Origin of the sequence: Pseudomonas shirazensis (assembly GCF_014268785.2) — a bacterium.
Lineage (GTDB): Bacteria > Pseudomonadota > Gammaproteobacteria > Pseudomonadales > Pseudomonadaceae > Aquipseudomonas > Aquipseudomonas shirazensis.
In genome coordinates, this window is the sequence record NZ_JABWRD020000005.1 from 45,859 (window position 1) to 67,209 (window position 21,351).

The 21,351-nt window shown below is 60.8% G+C and carries 21 protein-coding genes; 13 read left to right on the plus strand and 8 right to left on the minus strand.

The annotated features are described in order from the left end of the window. Positions 1 to 81: 81 nt before the first annotated feature. Positions 82 to 1,176, minus strand: a complete 1,095-nt coding sequence (gene apbC / locus HU736_RS20965) for an iron-sulfur cluster carrier protein ApbC (RefSeq protein WP_186700754.1) — start codon at positions 1,174 to 1,176, stop codon at positions 82 to 84. A 158-nt stretch (positions 1,177 to 1,334) separates the two neighbouring features. On the opposite strand from apbC, the gene metG reads away from it, so the two are divergent. The 3 genes from metG (at position 1,335) to HU736_RS20980 (ending at position 4,397) form a co-directional block, all read left to right on the plus strand. Continuing rightward, complete coding sequence (metG, locus tag HU736_RS20970; RefSeq protein ID WP_186700756.1) at positions 1,335 to 3,377, plus strand: methionine--tRNA ligase; 2,043 nt, start codon at positions 1,335 to 1,337, stop codon at positions 3,375 to 3,377. Between the two features lie 97 nt (positions 3,378 to 3,474). Beyond that, positions 3,475 to 4,113 carry an endonuclease III gene (nth, locus tag HU736_RS20975; RefSeq protein WP_103438356.1) on the plus strand — a complete coding sequence of 213 codons (639 nt, stop codon included), beginning with the start codon at positions 3,475 to 3,477 and terminating at the stop codon, positions 4,111 to 4,113. 104 nt (positions 4,114 to 4,217) lie between these two features. Continuing rightward, a complete protein-coding gene (locus tag HU736_RS20980; RefSeq protein ID WP_101321832.1) occupies positions 4,218 to 4,397 on the plus strand; it encodes a PA3496 family putative envelope integrity protein in 180 nt (59 codons plus the stop codon). A 36-nt stretch (positions 4,398 to 4,433) separates the two neighbouring features. On the opposite strand, the gene HU736_RS20985 is transcribed toward HU736_RS20980, so the two are convergent. Continuing rightward, on the minus strand, positions 4,434 to 5,060 hold the full coding sequence (locus HU736_RS20985) for a response regulator transcription factor (RefSeq protein ID WP_186700757.1): 627 nt from the start codon (positions 5,058 to 5,060) through the stop codon (positions 4,434 to 4,436). A gap of 371 nt (positions 5,061 to 5,431) precedes the next feature. Here HU736_RS20985 and HU736_RS20990 point away from each other — a divergent pair, with 371 nt between their 5' ends. After that, positions 5,432 to 5,914 (plus strand): hypothetical protein, encoded by a 483-nt coding sequence (locus HU736_RS20990; RefSeq protein ID WP_186700759.1) that lies wholly within the window; start codon positions 5,432 to 5,434, stop codon positions 5,912 to 5,914. A gap of 31 nt (positions 5,915 to 5,945) precedes the next feature. Here HU736_RS20990 and HU736_RS20995 read toward each other — a convergent pair whose 3' ends face one another. Together HU736_RS20995 and HU736_RS21000 are read right to left on the minus strand one after the other, a co-directional pair. Next, positions 5,946 to 7,163: an argininosuccinate synthase gene (locus HU736_RS20995; RefSeq protein WP_101321835.1), complete on the minus strand. Its 1,218-nt coding sequence runs from the start codon at positions 7,161 to 7,163 to the stop codon at positions 5,946 to 5,948. Positions 7,164 to 7,300: 137 nt separating this feature from the next. After that, positions 7,301 to 8,236 carry a flagellar protein MotY gene (locus HU736_RS21000; protein ID WP_186700761.1) on the minus strand — a complete coding sequence of 312 codons (936 nt, stop codon included), beginning with the start codon at positions 8,234 to 8,236 and terminating at the stop codon, positions 7,301 to 7,303. A 130-nt stretch (positions 8,237 to 8,366) separates the two neighbouring features. On the opposite strand from HU736_RS21000, the gene pyrC reads away from it, so the two are divergent. Both pyrC and rnt read left to right on the plus strand, forming a co-directional pair. After that, positions 8,367 to 9,413, plus strand: coding sequence for a dihydroorotase (pyrC, locus tag HU736_RS21005; RefSeq protein ID WP_101321837.1), 1,047 nt, complete (start codon positions 8,367 to 8,369; stop codon positions 9,411 to 9,413). 56 nt (positions 9,414 to 9,469) lie between these two features. Next, the gene (rnt, locus tag HU736_RS21010; protein WP_189691781.1) at positions 9,470 to 10,072 is read left to right on the plus strand and encodes a ribonuclease T; all 603 of its coding nucleotides are present in this window, start codon (positions 9,470 to 9,472) and stop codon (positions 10,070 to 10,072) included. A 238-nt stretch (positions 10,073 to 10,310) separates the two neighbouring features. On the opposite strand, the gene HU736_RS21015 is transcribed toward rnt, so the two are convergent. Further along, on the minus strand, positions 10,311 to 10,913 hold the full coding sequence (locus tag HU736_RS21015) for a peroxiredoxin (RefSeq protein WP_101321839.1): 603 nt from the start codon (positions 10,911 to 10,913) through the stop codon (positions 10,311 to 10,313). 210 nt (positions 10,914 to 11,123) lie between these two features. Between HU736_RS21015 and HU736_RS21020 the strand changes: the two genes are divergently transcribed. Together HU736_RS21020 and bfr are read left to right on the plus strand one after the other, a co-directional pair. Further along, a complete protein-coding gene (locus tag HU736_RS21020) occupies positions 11,124 to 11,345 on the plus strand; it encodes a bacterioferritin-associated ferredoxin (RefSeq protein ID WP_101321840.1) in 222 nt (73 codons plus the stop codon). Positions 11,346 to 11,548: 203 nt separating this feature from the next. Then, complete coding sequence (bfr, locus tag HU736_RS21025) at positions 11,549 to 12,022, plus strand: bacterioferritin (protein WP_103438360.1); 474 nt, start codon at positions 11,549 to 11,551, stop codon at positions 12,020 to 12,022. Between the two features lie 88 nt (positions 12,023 to 12,110). Here the strand turns inward: bfr and grxD are convergent, their stop codons facing one another. After that, positions 12,111 to 12,449: a Grx4 family monothiol glutaredoxin gene (grxD, locus tag HU736_RS21030; RefSeq protein ID WP_101321842.1), complete on the minus strand. Its 339-nt coding sequence runs from the start codon at positions 12,447 to 12,449 to the stop codon at positions 12,111 to 12,113. Between the two features lie 108 nt (positions 12,450 to 12,557). Beyond that, a complete protein-coding gene (locus HU736_RS21035) occupies positions 12,558 to 14,666 on the minus strand; it encodes a molybdopterin-dependent oxidoreductase (RefSeq protein WP_186700763.1) in 2,109 nt (702 codons plus the stop codon). A 362-nt stretch (positions 14,667 to 15,028) separates the two neighbouring features. On the opposite strand from HU736_RS21035, the gene argF reads away from it, so the two are divergent. Together argF and HU736_RS21045 are read left to right on the plus strand one after the other, a co-directional pair. Continuing rightward, on the plus strand, positions 15,029 to 15,949 hold the full coding sequence (argF, locus tag HU736_RS21040; protein WP_103438362.1) for an ornithine carbamoyltransferase: 921 nt from the start codon (positions 15,029 to 15,031) through the stop codon (positions 15,947 to 15,949). Then, a complete protein-coding gene (locus tag HU736_RS21045) occupies positions 15,946 to 17,055 on the plus strand; it encodes an ABC transporter ATP-binding protein (RefSeq protein WP_186700764.1) in 1,110 nt (369 codons plus the stop codon). Before argF ends, HU736_RS21045 begins: the two co-directional genes overlap by 4 nt. 49 nt (positions 17,056 to 17,104) lie before the next feature. Here the strand turns inward: HU736_RS21045 and ybaK are convergent, their stop codons facing one another. After that, the gene (gene ybaK, locus HU736_RS21050) at positions 17,105 to 17,575 is read right to left on the minus strand and encodes a Cys-tRNA(Pro) deacylase (protein WP_186700765.1); all 471 of its coding nucleotides are present in this window, start codon (positions 17,573 to 17,575) and stop codon (positions 17,105 to 17,107) included. A 304-nt stretch (positions 17,576 to 17,879) separates the two neighbouring features. Between ybaK and HU736_RS21055 the strand changes: the two genes are divergently transcribed. The 3 genes from HU736_RS21055 (at position 17,880) to glpR (ending at position 21,202) form a co-directional block, all read left to right on the plus strand. Beyond that, entirely contained in the window at positions 17,880 to 18,731 is an 852-nt protein-coding gene (locus HU736_RS21055) for an MIP/aquaporin family protein (protein WP_103438365.1), read from the plus strand. 68 nt (positions 18,732 to 18,799) lie between these two features. Continuing rightward, on the plus strand, positions 18,800 to 20,299 hold the full coding sequence (gene glpK, locus HU736_RS21060) for a glycerol kinase GlpK (protein WP_101321848.1): 1,500 nt from the start codon (positions 18,800 to 18,802) through the stop codon (positions 20,297 to 20,299). Positions 20,300 to 20,446: 147 nt separating this feature from the next. Continuing rightward, positions 20,447 to 21,202 carry a DNA-binding transcriptional repressor GlpR gene (gene glpR / locus HU736_RS21065; RefSeq protein ID WP_101321849.1) on the plus strand — a complete coding sequence of 252 codons (756 nt, stop codon included), beginning with the start codon at positions 20,447 to 20,449 and terminating at the stop codon, positions 21,200 to 21,202. Positions 21,203 to 21,351: the final 149 nt, after the last annotated feature.

The window sequence follows — 21,351 nt, forward strand, 5'->3', positions numbered from 1 at the left end:
TCGGCGGGTTTTTTTATGCCTGCAATTTAGCTATCAGACCAGCGCGGACGGCATCCCCACTTACGCAGGGATGCCGAGATATCAGTCTTCGCTGATGGTGATGCTCGGCATGGCCGGAGCGACTGCTTCCTGCAGCACGATACGCGCACCGACCTGCCGCGCCAGTTCCTGGTAGACCATGGCAATTTGACTTTCAGGCTCGGCAATCGCAGTCGGCTTGCCGCTGTCGGCCTGCTCGCGAATCAGCATCGACAGCGGCAGCGACGCCAGCAAGTCGACACCGTATTGCGAGGCCAGCTTGGCACCGCCGCCCTCACCGAACAGGTGCTCGGCATGGCCACAGTTGGAGCAGATATGCACGGCCATGTTCTCCACCACGCCAAGTACCGGGATGTTGACCTTGCGGAACATCTCTACACCCTTGCGCGCGTCAAGCAGGGCCAGGTCCTGCGGCGTGGTCACGATCACCGAACCGGCCACCGGGACTTTCTGCGCCAGGGTCAGCTGGATATCGCCAGTGCCGGGCGGCATGTCGATCACCAGGTAGTCCAGATCATCCCAGGCCGTCTGGGTCACCAGTTGCAGCAGGGCGCCGGAGACCATCGGCCCGCGCCAGACCATCGGCGTGTTGTCGTCGGTCAGAAATGCCATCGACATCACTTCGACGCCGTGCGCCTCGATCGGCACAAACCACTTCTGCTCACGAATCTGCGGTCGAGTGCCTTCGGCGATACCGAACATCACGCCCTGGCTTGGGCCATAGATATCGGCATCGAGAATACCCACCCGCGCCCCTTCGCGCGCCAGCGCCAAGGCCAGGTTGGCCGAGGTGGTCGACTTGCCTACGCCACCTTTGCCCGAGGCAACGGCGATGATGTTCTTCACGTTGGCCATGCCGGGCACTTGCGCCTGGGCCTTGTGTGCGCTGATCACACAATCGATCGAGACGTTGGCCGCAGTCACGCCCTCTATGTTCTCGACAGCGGTCTGCAATACCTGCGCCCAACCATTCTTGAACAGCCCGGCGGCATAGCCCAACTGCAGCTGCACGCTGACCTGGCTACCCTGGATGTTGATCGCGCTTACGCAACCGGCGCTGACCGGGTCCTGGTTCAGGTAGGGATCGGTGTACTGGCGAAGCGCGGCTTCGACATCGGCACGTGTGACGGCACTCATGGAGGCTCCCATAGGCAAGATCTGAAGGTGAGACAGGCACCTATGCTAACCCGTCAATCGTCAGCAGGTACGTCGATGGGGTGAAATAAATTCGCTGTCGCTTTATAGTGGCCGATCAACTTTGTATCCCGTCTAGCCAGAGTAATAGCCGAGCCACCATGTCCGAGCCACGTCAGATTCTCGTCACCAGCGCCCTGCCCTATGCCAACGGTTCCATCCACCTTGGCCATATGCTCGAGTACATCCAGACGGACATGTGGGTTCGCTTCCAGAAGCTGCGCGGCAACCAGTGCACCTATGTCTGCGCCGACGACGCCCACGGCTCGGCGATCATGCTGCGTGCCGAAAAAGAAGGCATCACCCCCGAGCAGTTGATCGCCGACGTGCAGGCCGAGCACAGCAGTGACTTTGCCGAGTTCCTGGTCGACTTCGACAACTTCCATTCGACCCACAGCGATGAAAACCGCGAACTGTCGAGCATGATCTACACCCGCCTGCGCGACGCCGGGCACATCGCCAACCGCTCGGTCACGCAGTACTTCGACCCGGAAAAAGGCATGTTCCTGGCCGACCGCTTCATCAAGGGCACCTGCCCCAAGTGCGCCGCTGAAGATCAGTACGGCGACAACTGCGAGAAGTGCGGCGCAACCTACGCCCCGACCGAACTGAAGAACCCCAAGTCAGCGATCTCTGGCGCCACGCCAGTACTGAAGGACTCCAAGCACTTCTTCTTCAAGCTGCCTGACTTCCAGGCCATGCTGCAGCAGTGGACCCGCAGTGGCACCCTGCAGGACGCCGTTGCCAACAAACTCGCCGAGTGGCTCGACTCCGGTTTGCAGGAGTGGGACATCTCCCGCGACGCTCCGTATTTCGGTTTCGAAATCCCGGATGAGCCAGGCAAGTACTTCTATGTCTGGCTGGACGCGCCCATCGGCTACATGGCCAGCTTCAAGAACCTCTGCGCACGCCGCCCGGAGCTGGACTTCGATGCGTACTGGAAGGCCGACTCGACCACTGAGCTGTATCACTTCATCGGCAAGGACATCGTCAACTTCCACGCCCTGTTCTGGCCGGCCATGCTCGAAGGCGCAGGCCTGCGCAAGCCGACCGCAATCAACGTGCACGGCTACCTGACGGTCAACGGCGCGAAGATGTCGAAGTCGCGTGGCACCTTCATCAAGGCGCGTACTTACCTCGACCACCTGGCGCCGGAATACCTGCGTTATTACTACGCCGCCAAACTTGGCCGCGGCGTCGATGACCTCGACCTGAACCTGGAAGACTTCATCCAGAAGGTCAACTCCGACCTGGTCGGCAAAGTGGTGAACATTGCCAGCCGTTGCGCAGGCTTCATCCACAAAGGCAATGCCGGTGTGATGGTCGGCGGTGACGCTGCGCCTGAACTGACCGAAGCCTTTGCCGCCGCTGCGCCATCGATCGCCGAAGCTTACGAGGCACGCGACTTTGCCCGCGCCATGCGCGAAATCATGGCCCTGGCCGACCGCGCCAACGCCTGGATTGCCGACAAGGCGCCGTGGTCGCTGGCCAAGCAGGAAGGCAAGCAGGACGAAGTGCAGGCCATCTGCGCCCAGGGCGTCAACCTGTTCCGCCAGCTGGTGATCTTCCTCAAACCGGTATTGCCAGTGCTGGCAGCAGACGCCGAGGCCTTCCTCAACGTCGCGCCGCTGCGCTGGGACGATCACCAGTCACGCCTGGAAAATCATCAGCTGAATGCGTTCAAGCCGCTGATGAGCCGCATCGAACCGGCCAAGGTCGAAGCCATGATCGCCGCCAGCAAGGAAGACCTGCTCGCCTCCCAGGCTCCCAGCGCCCCTGCTGGCAATGGCGAGCTGAGCAAGGATCCGCTGGCTGCGGAAATCGAATTCGACACCTTCGCCGCCGTCGACCTGCGCGTAGCCCTGATCGTCAAAGCCGAAGCAGTACCGGGCGCCGACAAGCTGCTGCAACTGACCCTGGACATCGGCGATGAGCGTCGCAACGTGTTCTCCGGGATCAAGTCGGCCTACCCTGACCCGTCGTTGCTGGAAGGCCGCCTGACCATGATGGTGGCCAACCTCAAGCCCCGCAAGATGCGCTTCGGCATCTCCGAGGGCATGGTCATGGCAGCCGGCCCTGGCGGCGAAGAGATCTACCTGCTCAGCCCTGACAGCGGCGCCAAGCCAGGCCAGCGCATCAAGTAACCGAGCAACAACGCCCCGGCCAAGTGCCGGGGCGTTGTTTTGGCCAATGTGGCCAGCGACCATCGCCTCCCCGCCTCAAACGAGAGCCTAGCCTTTCATGAATGCCGCCAAACGCCTGGAGATCTTTCGTCGGCTGCACGAAGACAACCCAGAGCCCAAGACCGAACTCGCCTACACCACACCGTTTGAATTGCTGATTGCGGTGATCCTGTCAGCCCAGGCCACCGATGTCGGCGTCAACAAGGCCACGGCGCGCCTGTATCCGGTTGCCAATACACCCGAGGCGATCTACGCCCTGGGCGTCGACGGGCTAAGCGCCTACATCCGCACCATCGGCCTGTACAACAGCAAGGCGAAAAACGTCATCGAAACCTGCAGGCTGCTGATTGAGCTGCATGGCAGCGTGGTCCCCGACAACCGCGAAGCACTCGAGGCGCTGCCAGGCGTGGGCCGCAAGACCGCCAACGTGGTGCTCAATACGGCGTTCAGGCAACCTGCCATGGCCGTCGACACGCATATTTTCCGCGTCAGCAACCGCACCGGGATCGCCCCTGGCAAGACCGTGCTGGAAGTGGAAAAAAAGCTGATGCGCTTCGTTCCCAAGGATTACCTGCTCGATGCTCATCACTGGCTGATCCTCCACGGCCGCTACGTATGCCAGGCGCGCAAGCCGCGCTGCGGCAGCTGCCGCATCGAGGATTTGTGCGAATACCGACTAAAAACCTCGGACGATTGAGCCAATAGCTAGAACACCCCCTGCCTGATTGAAAAAATCTTTTTTACCAGACCAGAGATTCTCGTTATAAGGTCGGCCAATGGCCCATTGGCTTGGAGTAACTCATGAGCACTGACAAAGAAGACCTGGTGATCGATGACGATCTGGTACTGAGCACCGATGACGAGCCGGAGCCGCGGGTAGAAGTTGCCAAGACCAACCTGGACAAACGTCGCACCATTGACAACTTGCTGGAGGAGCGACGTCTGCAGCGGCAACTCGCCGATTACGACTACGACCTGTAAAACCACGATCTGTTAACAGGTCGGCACTAAGCCTGCTCAGGCCAGCCCATGACGCTGGGCAAGCTCGATCAGATCGACCAGTGAGCGAGCATTGAGCTTGAGCAGCAGCCGGGTTTTATAGGTGCTGACGGTCTTGTTGCTGAGGAACATGCTTTCGGCGATATCCTTGTTGCTCTTGCCCCTGGCCAACTGCTGCAGCACCATCATCTCACGCGCAGAAAGGCGCTCGACCATTTCGGTCTCGGTCCCACGACTGATGGTGCTACGAGCCTTGTGCAGGGCTTGATTGGGGAAATAGCTGTAGCCCGAGAGCACCGCCTTGATTGCACTGAGCAATTCGGTCAGTTCCTGCTGCTTGCAGACATAGCCGGCAGCGCCGGCCTGCATGCAGCGCATGGAGAAATGCCCTGGCGCCTGCGACGTCAACACCAGTACCTTGCTGCTGGGGCTGGCGAGGCCGATGCGGCCAATCACCTCAAGCCCATCGAGCTTGGGTATACCGATGTCCAGGACCACGATATCTGGCAGGTAGTCCCGGGTCAGCTGCAGCGCATCTACGCCGTTGTCGGTTTCTGCCACAACGTCATAACCATGCCGCTCCATCAGCATGCGCACAGCAAGGCGAATGACTGGGTGATCATCCACGATAAGCACTTTATTCATGCGATATCCATTGATTTATTTTTTTATCCAGCCGCCACCATAACCGAGCGCAACGGCAAATAGCGCGGGGGGTGGGGCCCGTAGGACACGCAGAGATGGAACCTACGTTAATCAAGGAAATTTCCTACAAACAGGCATCTTAGGAAATCATGCCCCCTGCCCTCTATTCACCAGACGGCAGCCGAGCAACACGAGCGCTATTCAAGCCAGCATCATCGCTGACGCATGCAGGATCAATCAGCCCACAAGGCAGGACTCAACATCAATGCTCTGATGACGCGGCGGCACTCTAACCAAGCGAGGAACTCGGCTACCTTTTCGGCGCACGCTGCAACGGGTAAACAAGAGCTAAATCGACGGGGGCTGCAAACATGAAAAATGAAAAAAGTCTGAGTCCTTTGACGCTCATAGCGATCTTTGCAGGCATCGTCGAGGCATCGGCGTTGGCCTCGCTGCCGTTCCTGAGCGAAGCCAGCCAGATGATCTACACATGGTTTCTGGTCGGCTTTCCATTTTTTCTTACGGTACTGTTCTTTCTGACCCTGAACTTCAATCACCAGACCCTCTACCAGCCCGCTGCACATGAAGCGGCGCAGCGGCAGCCAACAATCGAAGCGGAGCGAATGCATGGGCAGGCCTCGGCGACCATTGCGTTTTCCGGTCCGGACGCTGGTGAACTGATAGAACAGCATATCCACCGCACGCTGGCCGACCCAGAGCCGAGCGCGCGCAGCTGGACGCTGTACAACCTGGACGCGCACAAGCAGATCCATCTGGCCGTCGAGGCGCTCGCCGACACCCCTCAGTCAGTGCTGTTCGAGGTCGCTGGCGGGCAAAAAAAACCCCGGCGCTAGGCCGGGGTTGATCACGCCATCTGGCAGTCGATCACAGCAGGGAACGACCTTTGTTTGCGGCGATCCTCATACGCAGTGCGTTGAGCTTGATGAAGCCAGCCGCGTCAGCCTGATTGTATGCGCCGCCATCTTCCTCGAAGGTAGCGATGTTGGCATCGAACAACGAATCGTCGGATTTGCGGCCGACCACGGTGACGTTGCCTTTGTACAGCTTCAAGCGAACTACGCCGTTCACGTTGACCTGCGAAGCGTCGATCATCTGCTGCAGCATGATCCGCTCCGGGCTCCACCAGTAGCCGGTGTAGATCAGGCTGGCGTACTTGGGCATCAGCTCGTCTTTCAGGTGAGCCACTTCACGGTCGAGGGTGATCGACTCGATGGCGCGGTGAGCGCGCAGCATGATGGTGCCGCCAGGGGTCTCGTAGCAGCCACGCGACTTCATGCCGACGTAACGGTTCTCGACGATGTCCAGACGGCCAATGCCGTTGGCGCCGCCGATGCGGTTGAGGTCGGCCAGCACGGTAGCTGGCGACTTGTCGACGCCGTCGATGGCAACGATGTCGCCATTGCGGAAGGTCAGCTCGAGGTAGGTCGCCTGGTCAGGGGCGTTCTCCGGGGAGACGCTCCACTTCCACATGTCTTCTTCGTGCTCGGTCCAGGTGTCTTCCAGCACGCCGCCTTCATAGGAGATGTGCAGCAGGTTGGCGTCCATCGAGTACGGCGACTTCTTCTTGCCGTGGCGCTCGATCGGGATGCCGTGCTTCTCGGCGTAATCCATCAGCTTCTCGCGGGACAGCAGGTCCCACTCGCGCCATGGTGCAATGACCTTGACGCCTGGCTTGAGCGCGTAGGCGCCGAGCTCGAAACGAACCTGGTCGTTGCCCTTGCCGGTCGCACCGTGGGAAATGGCGTCAGCGCCAGTTTCGTTGGCGATCTCGATCAGACGTTTGGCGATCAGCGGACGCGCGATGGAAGTACCCAGCAGGTACTCGCCTTCGTAGACGGTGTTGGCGCGGAACATCGGGAACACGAAGTCACGCACGAATTCTTCGCGCAGGTCATCGATGTAGATTTCTTTCACGCCCATCGCCTGAGCCTTGGCGCGGGCCGGTTCGACCTCTTCGCCCTGGCCTAGGTCAGCGGTGAAGGTCACCACTTCGCAGTTGTAGGTGTCCTGCAGCCACTTGAGAATCACCGAAGTATCAAGGCCGCCGGAATACGCCAGTACGACCTTATTTACGTCCGCCATGCCATCACTCCACGGGGTTTACGGAAAGCCGTCGATTCTACCGGCCTCGCGGGCAAATTTACAGTGGGGCGACAGCTTCTGACGACAAAGCGACAAGAACTTTCGATACAGCGACCAACGGTCGCGGATCTGGCTGTTTACAGTTGCTTGGCCGCAGGCGCAGGGGCCGCAGGAGCGCCAGCTGGGGAAGGCTCGACCGCTTTTTCCGCCGGTTTGGCCACTGGCGTGACGCGATCCAGTTCGATGTTGACGCGACGGTTACGCGCCCGATTGGCCGCGCTGTTGTTCTTCGCCAGCGGGTAGCGCTCGCCATGGAAGCGCACGATGATCTGCGTTTCAGGCACACCATGTGCGACCAGATACTCGGCAACCGCCAGCGCCCGGCGCCGCGAGTCCTCGCGATTGGCCAGACGATTGCCACCGTTGTCGGAATGACCGTTGAGCTCGATGTGATTGACCGTCGGATCGGCCTTCAGGTAATCGAGAATCACGTCCAGCCGAGCCCGGCCATTGCTGTCCAGTTCGACCCCACGCGGGAAGGCGACCTGCGTCTGGCGAATCTGGTCGTAGTTCATCGGCAACAGCTTGCTCGCGCACAGCTGATAGTCGTTGAACGCCTTCGCAAAGCTGACGGGCAGCACTCGCACTTCCATTGCTCGACCACCCTCGCCGGCATGGTTGCGCACGACCGTGCTACGCCCATCCATCAGGCCGTTGATCAAGCGACTGGCCTGGCCTTGCGAGGACGTGAACAACACCCCACTGCGGGCCAGGCGTACGGCACCGAGACTGACATCACTGCGCCCCGGCTGCCATGGCGCAGCGGCGGCGAGCAAGGTGGCAGAGCCGGCGCCGAGCAGGTTGGTGTCCGAGCGCAGGCGGAAGGTTGGTTGCTCGCCTGCGCGACGCACGAACTCGCCACTGCCAAAGCCGTCTATCGGCTGGACCAGGCGGCATTCGAATTGATCGCCTTCGACCGTCCAGGCGATGTTCTCCATCCGGGTCTGGAAGGTCAATGCGCCTGCCGGCAGGCTGGCAAACAAGGTGAACAGGGCTAGGTAACGCTGGCGCACGGGCGGCTCCACAAATTCTGACGGCTTACCTGCAGGCTATCGGTCGAGCGCCGGAAAACTTGATAGCCGTGCTCGACCAAGGGTTTTCCGGTAGCATTCGCACTTGAGTTCGACCCGCCTGGAATCCCCAATGTCCGACCGCCTGACCCTCCTGCGTCCCGATGACTGGCATATCCATCTGCGCGATGGTGCTGTCCTGCCCCACACCGTTGGCGACGTAGCGCGTACCTTCGCCCGCGCCATTGTCATGCCCAACACGGTTCCGCCGGTGCGCGATGCCGCCGAAGCGGGTGCCTACCGCGAGCGGATCCTTGCCGCGCGCCCAGTTGGCAGCCGCTTCGAGCCGCTGATGGTGCTGTACCTTACCGACCGTACCAGTGCCGATGACATCCGCGCGGCCAAGGCCAGTGGTTTTGTCTACGCCGCCAAGCTGTACCCGGCTGGCGCCACGACCAACTCCGATTCCGGCGTGACCAGCATCGACAAGATCTTCCCGGCCATCGAAGCCCTTGCCGAAACCGGCATGCCGCTGCTGGTGCACGGTGAAGTGACGCATGCCGATGTCGACGTATTCGACCGCGAAAAACGCTTTATCGACGAGCACATGCGCCGTCTGGTCGACCGCTTCCCGACGCTCAAGGTGGTGTTCGAACACATCACCACGGCCGATGCCGCGCAGTTTGTCAGTGAAGCACCGGCCAATGTCGGTGCGACCATTACCGCTCAGCACTTGCTGTACAACCGCAACCACATGCTGGTCGGCGGTATTCGCCCGCACTTCTATTGCCTGCCGATCCTCAAGCGCAACACCCACCAGGTGGCGCTGCTGGACGCTGCTACCAGCGGCAATCGCAAGTTCTTCCTTGGCACCGACTCGGCGCCCCACGCCCAGCACGCCAAGGAAGCCGCCTGCGGCTGCGCCGGTTGCTACACCGCGTATGCGGCGATCGAGATGTACGCCGAAGCGTTTGAACAGCGCAACGCGCTGGACAAGCTGGAAGGTTTTGCCAGCCTGCATGGCCCAGCGTTCTATGGCCTGCCAGCAAACACCGACCGGATTACTCTGGTCCGTGAAGAATGGACTGCGCCAAGCAGCCTGCCGTTTGGCGACAACCTTGTGATTCCGCTGCGCGCCGGTGAAAAACTGCGCTGGCGCCTGCTGGAGGAAAACGCGTGAGCGAAGATCTGTACGAAGACGACCAGGAAGTTTCCAGCGGTGGCCCACGCCACCCGATGGCCGAGCGCTTCCGCGGTTACCTGCCGGTTGTTATCGATGTCGAGACCGGTGGCTTCAACAGCGCTACCGATGCCCTGCTGGAGATCGCTGCGGTCACCATCGGCATGGACGAGAAGGGTTTCCTGTTCCCTGAACACACGCACTTCTTCCGCGTCGAGCCGTTTGAAGGCGCCAACATCGAGGCGGCGGCACTGGAATTCACCGGGATCAAGCTTGACCACCCACTGCGCATGGCAGTGAGTGAAGAGAGCGCGCTGACCGAAATCTTCCGCAGCGTTCGCAAGTCGCTCAAGTCCAACGGCTGCAAGCGGGCGATCCTGGTCGGCCACAACAGCAGCTTTGACCTGGGCTTCCTCAATGCTGCGGTTGCGCGCAATGACCTCAAGCGCAATCCGTTCCACCCATTCTCCAGCTTCGACACTGCTACCCTGGCCGGCCTCGCCTACGGGCAGACCGTACTGGCGCGAGCATGCCAGAGCGCCGACATCGATTTCGACGGCCGTGAGGCGCATTCGGCGCGTTATGACACCGAGAAGACTGCCGAGCTGTTCTGCGGCATCGTCAACCGCTGGAAGGATCTGGGCGGCTGGCGCGATTGATTGCAGCCAGAGAAGCGGCCTTGCATCCTGTCTCTAGGAGCGGCCTTGTGTCGCGAAAGGCCGCGTAGCGGGCCCGGCAGTTTTGCGGCGCTGTACACATCCTGGGGCCGCTACGCAGCCCTTTCCGACCGGTCCGGCGCCCCGGCAAGCCCGCTCCTACACAGGGTGCGGTGTCTGTGGGGCGCGCGGCGGACACAAAAAAACCGGCCACTTGGGCCGGTTTTTTTATGCGTGGCGATTACAGCTTGCCGGCATTCTCGCTCAGGTAAGCAGCAACGCCTTCTGGCGAAGCGTTCATGCCCTTGTCGCCTTTTTTCCAGTTGGCAGGGCAGACTTCGCCGTGCTCTTCGTGGAATTGCAGAGCGTCAACCAGACGCAGCAGCTCGTCCATGTTACGGCCCAGCGGCAGGTCGTTGATGATCTGCGAGCGGACAACGCCGTTCAGGTCGATCAGGAAGGCGCCACGGAAGGCTACGCCGCCTTCGGACTCAACGTCGTAGGCCTTGCAAATTTCGTGGGTGATGTCAGCCGCCAGGGTGTACTTGACCTGGCCGATGCCACCGTTGTTGACCGGGGTGTTACGCCAGGCGTTGTGAGTGAAGTGCGAGTCGATCGACACGCCGATCACTTCGACGTTGCGCGCAGCGAAGTCTGGAATGCGGTTGTCCAGCGCGATCAGCTCGGACGGGCAGACGAAGGTGAAGTCCAGCGGGTAGAAGAATACCAGGCCGTACTTGCCCTTGATCGCCGAAGCGAGGTTGAAGCTGTCGACGATTTCGCCGTTGCCCAGCACAGCTGGAACGGTGAAGTCGGGGGCTTGTTTACCAACGAGTACGCTCATCGTTATCTCCTGATGAAGGTGAAAAAACGTTGCCCGGCGGCAAACCCGCCAAGCATCCAGCAAAGGCTGACCATCATACACAGGTTAAGATGACAGGCCAGGTCCAACCGCCGGTCGCCCTTGCACATTTAGTTTCAGAAACCGCTTTGACAAGCATTCTCATTACTATTACTCTCCATCGCATCGACTCAACGACGATGGTCAGCCTCTATGTATGTGTGTCTTTGTGTCGGCGTCACCGACGGACAGATTCGCGATGCGATCTACGAGGGATGCTGTAGCTACAAGGAAGTCCGGGCGGCCACCAACGTGGCGAGCCAATGCGGCAAGTGCGCGTGCCTTGCCAAGCAGGTGGTGCGTGAGACGTTGACCGACCTCCAGGTCAGCCAGCAGCCCGCCCTGCCCTATCCCGTCGAATTTAATGCAGTCTGATTTCCCCCCGTATTTTTAAGAACCGGACCTTGCGTCCGGTTTTTTTATGCCTTTAATTCAATAAGTTAGCGTGCCAACGCGGTTCACAAACATTCTTATTCCGATTAAATTTCATTTATTATTCAACAACTTAGGTTTGACACTGGAAGTTGTCAGGCTCAGACTTCGGGTATTGACACACTCAACACGGCAGGAATACGGACATGAAAGGCGACGTCAGCGTCATCCAGCATCTCAACAAGATCCTCGGGAACGAGCTGGTCGCTATCAACCAGTACTTCCTGCACGCGCGTATGTATGAAGACTGGGGCCTCAACGCCCTGGGCAAGCGCGAGTACAAAGAGTCCATCGAGGCGATGAAGGACGCAGACAAGCTGATCAAGCGCATCCTGTTCCTCGAAGGCCTGCCTAACGTGCAGGACCTGGGTAAGCTGCTGATCGGCGAGCACTCCAAAGAGATGCTGGAATGCGACCTGAAGATCGAGCAAAGCGGCCTGATCGATCTCAAGGCAGCTATTGCGCACTGCGAAACTTCTGGCGACTTCGGCTCGCGGGAAATGCTGGAAGACATCCTTGAATCCAAGGAAGAGCACATCGACTGGCTGGAAACCCAGCTGAGCCTGATCGACAAGATCAGCATCGAGAACTACCTGCAGTCGCAGATGGGCGAAGAGTAACTCTCAGCCCATATGAAAAAGCCCCGCCAAGTGCGGGGCTTTTTCATGCCTGGGCAAACAACTTTGGCTGCTTGCCCAGTAAGGTCAATCAGGCTTCGGAAGCCTTGGCAGCATTGGCAGCCGCTTCCTTGACCAGCTTTTGCAGCTCACCGTTCTCGAACATCTCGATCATGATGTCGCTGCCGCCGACCAGTTCACCGGCAACCCACAGCTGTGGGAAGGTCGGCCAGTTGGCGTACTTGGGCAGGTTGGCGCGGATTTCCGGGTTCTGCAGGATGTCGACATAGGCGAATTTCTCGCCACAGCCCATAACAGCCTGGGCCGCCTTGGACGAAAAGCCGCACTGAGGCGCGTTCGGCGAGCCTTTCATGTAAAGCAGAATGGTGTTGTTGGCAATCTGCTCTTTGATTGTTTCGATGATATCCATGAAGCACCTCGTCTGAACTTTCCGACTCGATGGTCGGCACGGTCAGCCATTGTATCGGAAAGCCCGGCCGTGGGTCGACCTGCACGCGGTCGGATCAGCAGTGCGCGTTCAAACGGCCGTGACCCGCACCGGCACACCATTCAACGCAGCATTGCCCGACACGGCGTCACGCTGCAGCTCGTCGGTAAGATCATTGGCACTGACCCCTGGCTGCTCAGCGGCGATCTGCAATCGCGCGCCCTGGCGGCGATGGCCGAAGCCATGGGGCAGGCTGACCACGCCGGGCATGATCTCGCTGCTGGCCTGCACGTCCACCTCGACCACACCCGTGCGCGATTGAATGCTCACGCGCTGGCCATCCCTCAACTGACGCTGCTGCATATCATCGGGATGCATCAGCAACTGATGGCGCGGCTTGCCTTTTACCAGCCGATGAAAGTTATGCATCCACGAATTGTTGCTGCGCACGTGCCGGCGACCGATCAACAGCAGCTCGTCCGGCGCTGCCGGGGCCTGTCTGGCAAGGCGCTGCAAGTCTTCAAGCAGTTGCGTCGGCGCTGCCTCGACCGCTTTGCCGGGGGTAGCCAGGCGCGCGGCCAGGTTGGCGCGCAAGGGCCCCAGGTCCAGGCCGTGTGGATGCTGATCCAGGGCGTCCAGTGACAACGCCCACGGCGACGCCTGGCCATAGCGGCCGTGGCGCAACGCCAGGTCGATCATCTGCGCCGGGGGCATGGTCGGCTTCAGTTCCTTCTGCGCACGCCTGGCGAACGCCTTGGCCAGACCAACGAAGATCTCCCAGTCGTGCAACGCACCGGCAGGCTTGGCCAGCACTGCCCGATTGAAACGGGTGACATTGCGCACCGCCAGCAGGTTGAAGGTGGTGTCGTAGTGGTCGTTTTCCAGTGCCGTGGTCGACGGCAAGATCAGGTCAGCGTGGCGCGTGGTTTCGTTGAGGTACAGGTCGATGCTGAGCATGAACTCAAGGCCGCCCAAGGCCTGGTCCAGTTGACGGCCATTGGGCGTCGACAACACCGGATTGCCCGCCACGGTGATCAGCGCCCGCACCTGGTCAGCACCGGGCACGAGCATCTCCTCGGCCAAAGCTGCCACGGGTAGCTCGCCGGCGTATTCCGGCAACCCGGAGACGCGGCTCTGCCAGGCATTGAAATGGCCGCCTGAGCTTGTAGCGACCAGATCCACCGCAGGCTCTGTGCACAACGCCCCACCGACCCGATCAAGATTGCCGGTCACCAGATTGATCAGCTGGATCAGCCAATGGCAAAGGCTGCCGAAGGCCTGGGTCGAGACGCCCATGCGGCCATAACAGACCGCCCGTTCGGCTGCAGCGAAATCCCGCGCCAGTTGCCGAATCTGCTCGGCAGGCACCCCGCACACTGCGCTCATGCGCTCAACATCGAACGGCGCAATCGCTGCGCGGACCTGCTCCAGGCCATTGACCGGCAAGTGCGAGCTCTTGGCCAGATCCTCTGCAAACAGGGTATTGAGCAAGCCACACAGCAATGCAGCGTCAGTGCCCGGGCGGATGAACAGGTGCTGATCGGCAATGGCGGCCGTTTCGCTGCGGCGCGGATCGATCACCACCAGTTGCCCGCCGCGGGCGTGCAGTGCTTTGAGGCGCTTGTGCACGTCCGGTACGGTCATGATACTGCCATTGGAGACCAGCGGATTGCCGCCCAGAATCAGCATGAAGTCGGTGTGATCGATGTCAGGGATCGGCAGCAACAGGCCGTGGCCATACATCAGATGGCTGGTCAGGTGCTGCGGCAGTTGGTCCACCGAGGTTGCCGAAAAGCGGTTGCGGGTCTTTAGCAGGCCAAGGAAGTAGTTGCTGTGGGTCATCAGCCCGTAGTTGTGCACGCTGGGGTTGCCCTGATACACCGCCACCGCGTTGCGCCCGTGCGCCTGCTGAATGCTCCAGAGTTTCTCTGCAGCCAGCTCGAATGCAGCCTCCCAGTCGATCGGCTGCCAGCGCTCGCCAACCCGTTGCAGCGGTTGTCGGAGGCGATCCGGATCGTCCTGTATATCCTCCAATGCTACCGCCTTGGGACAGATATGGCCGCGACTGAACGTATCGAGCGGATCGCCTTTGATCGAGACGATGCGTGCAGCCGCGCCGATAGGCTGGTCGATCTCGATGTTCAGGCCACAGATGGCCTCGCACAGATGACACGCACGATGATGCACAGTGGTGGCCATGGTCGACTCGCTCCGCTCAAGGGGAGCAGCCACTATGGGCCGCGCTGAAAGCGCTCGCCAGCGCACTTCGCCGGCTGAATCTTGCGCCATCAGGCAGGCGATTAACGACAGCGGGTTTGCCAAGCCCCTCACCCGCCGTGTAAAAACTCCGTAATGAATAAAAAACGGCGCCGGGCCATAGCCTTAGGACATCCGTTGATACAGGCGCACGATGAACCCCCTTTGTTTCACGCGACATTTAATTATAGTATTGCGCCTTTCCCTATTTCGTCCGCTCCGTGCGGCTTACGCCGCAGGTCTCTCCCGTTGTCAATTAAAGCCAACGACTGGCCTGCGAACCGTTGCAATTAAGGTAGTCAATCATGAGCGCTAGGCACTTTCTCTCCCTGATGGATTTCACTGCTGACGAATTGCTCGGCGTGATCCGTCGCGGCATCGAGCTGAAGGACCTGCGTAACCGCGGCGTGCTGTTCGAGCCACTGAAGAACCGGGTGCTGGGGATGATCTTCGAGAAAGCCTCGACCCGGACCCGCCTGTCGTTTGAAGCCGGCATGATCCAGCTTGGCGGCCAGGCGATCTTCCTGTCGCCGCGCGACACTCAGCTGGGCCGTGGTGAACCGATCGCCGACAGCGCCATCGTCATGTCGCGCATGCTCGATGCGGTGATGATCCGTACCCACCACCACCGCATCCTCACCGAATTTGCGGCCAACTCGCGGGTGCCGGTGATCAACGCCCTGTCCGATGAGTCGCACCCGTGCCAGCTGCTGGCCGACATGCAGACCTTCCTCGAACACCGTGGCTCGATCCAGGGCAAGACCGTGGCCTGGATCGGCGACGGCTACAACATGTGCAACTCGTACATCGAAGCCGCCCAGCAGTTCGACTTCCAGCTGCGCATCGCCTGCCCGGAAGGCTACGAGCCTGATCCGCGCTTCCTCGCCCTTGCCGGTGAGCGGGTGCAGATCGTGCGCGACCCCAAGCAAGCGATTGCCGGCGCCCACCTGGTTACCACCGATGTCTGGACTTCCATGGGCCAGGAAGAGGAAACTGCACGGCGCCTGGCGCATTTCGCACCGTATCAGGTCACCCGCGAACTGCTCGACCTGGCTGCACCCGACGCCTTGTTCATGCACTGCCTGCCCGCCCACCGTGGCGAGGAAATCAGCCTGGACCTGCTCGACGACCCACGTTCGGTCGCCTGGGACCAAGCTGAAAACCGCCTGCATGCACAAAAGGCCCTTCTCGAATTTCTTGTCGAACCGGCTTACCACCACGCATGAGTCATCCGTTATTGCTCAACCTGCGCAACCTCGCCTGCGGCTATGGCGAGCAGCGCATCGTCCAGAACCTCAATCTGCACCTCAACGCAGGCGACATCGGTTGCCTGCTCGGGTCATCGGGTTGCGGCAAGACCACCACGCTGCGGGCGATTGCCGGCTTCGAGCCGGTGCACGACGGTGAAATCCAGCTCGCTGGCGAAGTCATTTCGCGGGCGGGTTTTACTCTGTCACCAGAGAAACGCCGGATCGGCATGGTGTTCCAGGACTACGCGCTGTTCCCGCACCTGACCGTCGCGCAAAACATTGCCTTTGGCATCAGCAAGCATCCGCGCCAGGCCGCTGTAGTTGAAGAGATGCTCGAGCTGGTCAAGCTCGTCGGGCTCGGTGGGCGTTACCCGCACGAGCTGTCCGGCGGCCAGCAGCAGCGCGTTGCCCTGGCCCGAGCACTGGCGCCGGAGCCGCAACTGCTGTTGCTCGACGAGCCGTTCTCCAACCTTGACGTGGAACTGCGCAGGCGCCTCAGCCATGAGGTCCGCGACATCCTCAAAAGCCGTGGCACCAGCGCCATTCTGGTCACGCATGATCAGGAAGAGGCGTTTGCCGTCAGCGATCATGTCGGCGTGTTCAAGGAAGGTCGGCTGGAGCAGTGGGATACCCCCTACAACCTGTATCACGAACCGCAGACGCCGTTTGTGGCCAGCTTCATCGGCCAGGGCTATTTCATTCGTGGGCAGATGAGCAGCCATGAAGCGGTGACCACCGAGCTCGGCGAGCTGCGTGGCAATCGCGCCTACACCATGGCCGTTGGCAGTTCGGTTGACGTGTTGCTGCGCCCGGACGACATCGTCCATGCGCCAGACAGCCCCCTGCGCGCCAGCGTGGTTGGCAAGAGCTTCCTCGGTGCCTCAACCTTGTATCGCTTGCAGCTGGCGACCGGCAGCCAGCTGGAAGCGATCTTCGCCAGCCACATCGATCATCAGGTCGGCCAGGACGTCGGCATTGCAGTGAAGGCCGATCACCTCGTGCTGTTCCCGGTGCCGGGCAGCGTCGCCACCCAGCACGCTCGTCAGGAAAACGGCGTTCGCCGTTACAGCTCGGCGAGCTGAGACACGGCTTGGGACACGATGACGGGTGACGGCAGCATCACCCGGCTTCTCAGCCCCGGCCGATCTCGGCAAATTTCCCTTGGGTATGCTCGGCCAGTACCGCAGCAGCCAATTCGACCTCAAGTCCGCGCCGGCCAGCACTTACGTGAATGGTTGCGAACTGCTGCGCTGATTGATCGATAAAGGTGCGCAGGCGCTTCTTCTGCCCCAGTGGGCTGATCCCGCCGACCAGATACCCCGTGGCCCGCTGCGCCGCCGCCGGGTCAGCCATTTCACACTTCTTGACCCCCGCCGCGTGGGCCAGAGCCTTCAGGTCGAGCGTGCCCACCACCGGCACAACGGCCACCAACAACTCGCCCTTTTCACTGCTGGCGAGCAGCGTCTTGAACACCTGCACAGGATCGATGCCGAGCTTTTCAGCGGCTTCCAGGCCATACGAGGCCGACTTCGGATCATGTTCGTAAGTGTGCACGCGGTGTTCGGCGCGGGCTTTTTTCAGCAGGTCGAGAGCGGGGGTCATGCGGGGCTCCGAGCAGAGAAGTTCGGCGGCTACTTTAGGTGAAAAGCCGCGAGCCAGCCAGCTTGTCGGCAAATCGCCAGATGCTGTCGGAATAGTCAGAGACCTCGCTGCGGGTCAAATTGTGGCTGAGCGTTCACTTTCGACCTTTGACATGAGCGTTTCTTGCCTATATTTTTTCGTTTCTGAATAAATGGTGCACTCTTAAAGTGCGCTTTCGCTTATCCGCCCGGGGTCAATGGGGATCGACTCTGGGCCTTGCTGTCGAGCGCTCCGCGCCTCACAACAACAAGAACCGAGGTCATACATGACGACTGCACTACGCGAACCCACCCTTCGGGGCCAATGCATGGCCGAGTTTTTCGGCACTGCGCTACTGATATTTTTCGGCACCGGTTGCGTCGCCGCGCTCAAGGTCGCGGGCGCCAGCTTCGGCCTGTGGGAAATCAGCATTATCTGGGGGGTCGGCGTGAGCATGGCGATCTACCTCACAGCCGGTGTATCCGGCGCCCATCTGAACCCGGCAGTGAGCATCGCCCTGAGCCTGTTCGCCGGTTTCGAAAAGCGCAAACTGCCGTTCTACATCCTCGCCCAGGTAGCTGGCGCCTTCTGTGCCGCCGCGCTGGTGTACAGCCTGTACAGCACGCTGTTCTTCGATTACGAACAATCCCACGCCATGGTCCGCGGCAGCCAGGCCAGCCTGGAGCTGGCGTCGGTGTTTTCCACCTATGCGCACCCGGCGCTGTCGATCGGCCAGGCGTTTCTGGTTGAAATGATCATCACCGCGATCCTGATGGCAGTGATCATGGCCTTGACCGACGACAACAATGGCCTGCCGCGCGGGGCCATGGCACCGCTGCTGATCGGCTTGCTGATCGCGGTAATTGGCAGCGCCATGGGCCCGCTGACCGGCTTTGCGATGAACCCTGCCCGAGATTTCGGTCCAAAGCTGATGACGTTCCTGGCAGGCTGGGGTGATATCGCCTTCACTGGCGGGCGTGACATTCCGTATTTCCTGATTCCGATATTCGCGCCCATTGTGGGTGCATGCCTGGGCGCTGCCGCCTACCGTGGCCTGATCGCCCGCAACTTGCCCACCGCGCAGGTTGCACTCGGGCAAACAGACGATAATTCCCAGAGCGATGCGCGGGCCTCCTGACCGGAGAGCCGCTGCCGACAGCCAGGCACAGCGCCTGGCCTCCCCCTATTTTGTGCAAGGCCATTGACATGACAGACACCCAGGACAAGAACTACATCATCGCCCTGGACCAGGGCACCACCAGTTCGCGAGCGATCATCTTCGACCGTGACGCAAACGTGGTGGGCACCTCCCAGCGTGAGTTCGTCCAGCATTATCCGCAGGCTGGCTGGGTCGAGCATGACCCGATGGAAATCTTCGCCACCCAGAGCGCGACCATGGTCGAGGCCCTGGCCCAGGCCAGCATCAGCCACGCCCAGGTCGCCGCCATCGGCATCACCAACCAGCGTGAAACCACGGTGGTGTGGGACAAGGAAAGCGGCCGCCCGGTGTACAACGCCATCGTCTGGCAGTGCCGGCGCAGCACCGAGATCTGCGCCCAGCTCAAGCGCGATGGCCATGAAGACTACATCCGCGAAACCACCGGTCTGGTCACCGACCCGTACTTCTCCGGGACCAAGCTGAAGTGGATCCTGGACAACGTCGAAGGTGTCCGCGAGCGCGCCGAGCGCGGCGAACTGCTGTTCGGCACCATCGATACCTGGCTGATCTGGAAATTCACCGGCGGCAAGGTACATGTCACCGACTACACCAACGCCTCGCGTACATTGATGTTCAACATCCACACGTTGCAGTGGGATGAAAAGATGCTCGAGCTGCTCGGTGTGCCACGCCAGATGCTGCCAGAGGTGCGCGGCTCCTCCGAGGTGTATGGCCAGACCAAGAGCGGCATCGACATCGCCGGTATCGCCGGCGACCAGCAATCGGCGCTGTTCGGCCAGATGTGCGTCGAGCCAGGCCAGGCCAAGAACACCTATGGCACCGGCTGCTTCCTGCTGATGAACACCGGCGACAAGGCGGTCAGCTCCTCCCACGGCCTGCTTACCACCATCGCTTGCGGCCCCCGTGGCGAAGTCGCTTACGCGCTGGAAGGCGCAGTGTTCAACGGCGGCTCGACCGTGCAGTGGCTGCGCGATGAACTGAAGATCGTCAACGATGCGCTCGACACCGAGTACTTCGCCAGCAAGGTCAAGGACAGCAACGGAGTCTATCTGGTGCCGGCCTTCACCGGGCTGGGCGCACCCTACTGGGACCCGTACGCACGCGGCGCACTGTTCGGCCTGACCCGCGGGGTCAAGGTCGATCACATCATCCGCGCCGCACTGGAGTCGATCGCCTACCAGACCCGCGACGTCCTCGATGCCATGCAGCAGGACTGCGGCCAGCGCCTGAGCGAACTGCGCGTGGATGGCGGCGCGGTGGCCAACAACTTCCTCATGCAGTTCCAGGCTGACATCCTCGGCAGCTGTGTCGAGCGGCCGAAGATGCGCGAAACCACCGCCCTCGGCGCTGCCTACCTGGCCGGGCTGGCCAGCGGCTTCTGGAGCAGCCTGGATGAGCTGCGCGACAAGGCTATCATCGAGCGCGAGTTCAGCCCGCAGCTGGATGAAGCGCAGAAAGAGAAGCTCTATGCCGGCTGGCAGAAAGCGGTCGAGCGTACCCGTGACTGGGAAGATCACGACGCCTGATTGAAACTGTAGCGTTTCATGCCCTGCCCACTTCGGTCGCCATGTTCAGCACATGGCGACCGACTTGTTTGTACTGCGCGCACTGGCTGTCATCCCTTTCCTACGGCATCATTGCAGCATTTGTCCGGCAGCCCCCAAGGACCGCCCATGAATCTGCCCCCGCGCCAACAACAAATCCTCGAACTGGTGCGCGAACGCGGCTACGTCAGTATCGAAGAAATGGCCCAGCTGTTCGTCGTTACCCCGCAAACCATTCGCCGCGATATCAACCAGCTTGCCGAGAGCAACCTGCTGCGGCGCTACCATGGTGGCGCGGCGTATGACTCGAGCATCGAAAACACCGCCTATGCCATGCGCGCCGACCAGATGCGCGACGAGAAACAGCGCATCGCCGAAGCCGTGGCCCGGCAGATCCCGGACCATGCCTCGGTATTCATCAACATCGGCACCACCACCGAGTCGATTGCCCGCGCTCTGCTCAATCACAATCACCTCAAGGTCATTACCAACAACCTGCACGTGGCGTCGATCCTCAGTGCCAAGGATGACTTCGAAGTGCTGGTCGCTGGCGGCACGGTGCGCCGTGACGGCGGCGTGGTCGGCCAGGCGAGTGTCGACTTTATCAGCCAGTTCAAGGTCGATTTCGCCTTGGTCGGCATCAGCGGCATCGATGAAGACGGCAGCCTGCTGGATTTCGATTATCAGGAAGTGCGTGTTTCCCAGGCGATCATTGCCAATGCGCGGCAGGTCATCCTAGCCGCCGACTCGAGCAAGTACGGGCGCAACGCAATGGTCCGGCTCGGCTCGATCAATCTGGTTGATTGCCTGGTGACCGATCAGCCGCCCTCGCCCGCCTTGAACCAACTGCTCAACGACAACAAGGTCCGCCTGGAAGTGGTGTGACCTGTGCGCGGCGTCGCACTGAGCGCCGCGTCATGTTCGCTATTGTTCATTTCGCCCCGCCTATTGAAGTTTTCCATGAAGACTCGCTGGCGAATGCTTGCATGTTGCGCTAGTATTTTCGCAAACGAACATCGATGTTCATTTTCGAT